The sequence below is a fragment of the Psittacicella gerlachiana genome, from assembly GCF_003585965.1.
Taxonomy (GTDB): Bacteria; Pseudomonadota; Gammaproteobacteria; order Enterobacterales; family Psittacicellaceae; genus Psittacicella; species Psittacicella gerlachiana.
In genome coordinates this window covers 1-2865 of record NZ_NRJF01000269.1, presented here as the reverse complement: position 1 = coordinate 2865, position 2865 = coordinate 1, and the positions used below count along the sequence as shown (strand labels likewise).

Genomic DNA, 2865 nt, shown 5'->3' with positions numbered 1-2865 from the left:
GAATAAGGTGTTTAAAGACTAATTAATAAGCAAAAAAGCAAGGCTTATGAGAAACTAAACATTTTTCTACAGTTCCATTTAACTTAAAATTATCTTTAAGCATTTGCTCATTTACTATTTCTTCAGGTTTACCTTGACACACTAAGTGTTTTTCGGCAAAAACGTATAAGTAATCACAATACCTAAAGGCTTGATTTAAGTCGTGAATTACCATAATTATCGTTTTATTTAATTTCTTTAGCTCATTAATGATATTCATTAATTCTAATTGATTATATAAATCTAGATAAGTTGTAGGTTCATCTAAAAGAATATAATTGGTATCTTGTGCTATTGCCATAGCAATGCATACTGATTGCCTTTGTCCACCAGATAACTCACTAAATTGTTTGTTTTGTAAATGGTAAGTATTGGTTAACTTCATTGCGAAATCAATTTTTTCTTTATCGGTCTCACTTAGCTTACCAAACAAACCTAAATAAGGTGTTCTCCCAAAAGCAACAAAATCATAAACGGTAATACCTTCGATGATTTCATGATATTGCGGAAGAAAGGCAACTTTTTTAGCAAGAGACTTGCTACTATATGTACTTAATGATTCACCATCTATTTTTATATTTCCTGATATAGATGGTTGAATATTTGCTAAAGTCTTAAGTAGAGTAGACTTACCACAACCATTTACTCCTAACAAAGCAATGATCTGATTTTGAGGTAAAGTAAAAGTTAAATCTTGAAGAATACTTTTACCCTCATAGCCTACCGTTAAGGAATTTACTTCAATGGTCATTATTTAATTACGTCTCTTTATTAATAAATAAAAGAAATATGGAGCTCCAATTACAGAAGTTAACACCCCTGTTGGAAATTCAACTGGTGGTTTTATTACTCTTGCTAAAATATCTGCACTTTGTAATAAAATAGCACCGATAAAAGCCGCTCCGAGAATTAAAAATAAATGCTTATGACCAAAAATTCTTCTTGCGATATGAGGAGCTATAAGTCCTAAAAATGCAATTGGTCCTGTAATTGAAACTGAGATTGAACTAATTAATGTTGCTAAAAGGAGAATAAAGAATCTCCAACGGTTTACATTAAAACCTAGATTCTTTACCTTAGCATCTTTTAAAGGAAAAAGATCGAGAACCTTAAATGTGGTTAAGGAAAAAAGACATACAAGAATTAACCAAGGAACAAAATAATATACTTGCTCCCAAGTACGTCCCCATAAAGATCCGGTTAACCAAACTAAGGTAGAACTAATTTCAATTTTAAAACTTAAAAGAACAAAGTTGGTTATACTAGCGTATAAAGTAGCTAATGCCACGCCAATAATTACAATATTACTAACTGACATTTTCTTTCTGGTGATAAACCAAATAAAAACAAAGCTACATAATCCACCAATAAAAGCAAATAGAGGTAAGGCAAATATTGAAGCTGCAGGGAATAATAAAATTGCAATTACCGAAAATAATCCGGCACTATTATTAATACCTAAAGTTTCTCCAGAAGCCAAATCATTATTTAACACACTTTGAATTAATAAGCCTGAAACTGCAAATCCCATACCAACGAAAATTGCACATATAGATCTTGGTAATCTATAATCATGAATGGCAAAATAATCTATGGAATTTACGTCTTTCAAAGTTTCAAAAATATAGCTTAAACTATAGGTTTTAGTCCCAAAAGCTACTGAAGCATAAAAGAGCAAAAATATAATAAAAAGTAGACTAAAAAGCATGCCTACTTTTTTTAAATAATATTGTCTACGCTCCTTAGCATAATTTAAGCTTAAACTTATGTCAGTAAAATTTTGTTGCATAGTCTTTTATATTTTACGTATAGCAATGTAAAGGAAGTAAGGTGCTCCTATTAGTGCCACAATTAGTCCTGCAGGAATTTCTGCAGGGAAGAAAATTGCACGACTAAGAGTATCTGAAACTAGAGTCAAAATACCCCCAATCAAAATAGAAGCAAAGATTTTTTTACGATTATCTATACCTACAAGATAAGCCGCTATATGTGGAGATAGTAAACCAACAAATCCGATAGTTCCAACTATACTTACTGAAGAAGCAGTTAATAATAAAGCTAATATGCAAATAAGGACTTTTAATGCTTTAAGGTTTAATCCTAAAGATTTAACACTTTCATCATTTAAGAGTAAAATATTTAACTTATGTGATAAAAGAATTACAATCGTAAAGCAAGGAAGTGAAAATATAACATTATTCAGAATATCATTCCACTGAATATTATTAAACGAACCTGCGATCCAGCTTAAGATTGATAAAGCTCGATCATCATTAAAGATTATAATTATTCTAGAAATGCTCATTAATAAGAGTGATACTGTTATACCTGCAAGAATTAACTTACTTTTATTAAATCCTCGAGGACTATAGCTAATTGTCATAACGATTAGCCAAGCTAAAACTCCTCCAAGTGCAGCTCCTAAAGTAAGATTTACTCTCGTAAAGATTTCAACTGCTCCAGTTGAGATAACTACCATTGCTAAAATACAACCAGAGTTTATTCCTAAAATTGTAGGAGAAGCAATTGGATTTCTTACTAAAGCCTGAAGAAGTAAACCTGCTGTGCTTAAAGCCATTCCAGCTAATAAACACATAATACTTCTCGGAAGTCGGATGTTATATAAAATTATCCCATCTAAAGTTTTACCATGGATATCAACTATACTTGGTAAAAAATTAGAAAAGCTAAGCTTAAATGGGTAAAACAAATATAAACTTGCAACAAAGCTACTTACATAAATCAATACTAAGATAATAAATGTAGTTTTAGTATTCATTTTAAATAGGTGCTTATAAATTAGAGTTTTTACATTAAGTATAGATT

The 2865-nt window shown here is 30.4% G+C and carries 3 protein-coding genes; all 3 read right to left on the bottom strand.

What is annotated here, in order from left to right; all coding sequences use genetic code 11:
* Positions 1-22: 22 nt before the first annotated feature.
* The gene (locus tag CKF59_RS07525) at positions 23-790 is read right to left on the bottom strand and encodes an ABC transporter ATP-binding protein (RefSeq protein ID WP_119535291.1); all 768 of its coding nucleotides are present in this window, start codon (positions 788-790) and stop codon (positions 23-25) included.
* A gap of 3 nt (positions 791-793) precedes the next feature.
* Positions 794-1828 carry an iron chelate uptake ABC transporter family permease subunit gene (locus CKF59_RS07520; RefSeq protein WP_119535290.1) on the bottom strand — a complete coding sequence of 345 codons (1035 nt, stop codon included), beginning with the start codon at positions 1826-1828 and terminating at the stop codon, positions 794-796.
* Positions 1829-1834: 6 nt separating this feature from the next.
* Positions 1835-2865, bottom strand: a 1031-nt coding sequence (locus CKF59_RS07515; RefSeq protein WP_119535289.1) for a FecCD family ABC transporter permease, incomplete at its 5' end; no start/stop codon positions are given.

Bases quoted from the DNA above. Each gene is read 5' to 3' on its own strand.
- CKF59_RS07525 (WP_119535291.1), bottom strand. From the start codon at position 790: ATGACCATTGAAGTAAATTCCTTAACGGTAGGCTATGAGGGTAAAAGT.
- CKF59_RS07520 (WP_119535290.1), bottom strand. From the start codon at position 1,828: ATGCAACAAAATTTTACTGACATAAGTTTAAGCTTAAATTATGCTAAG.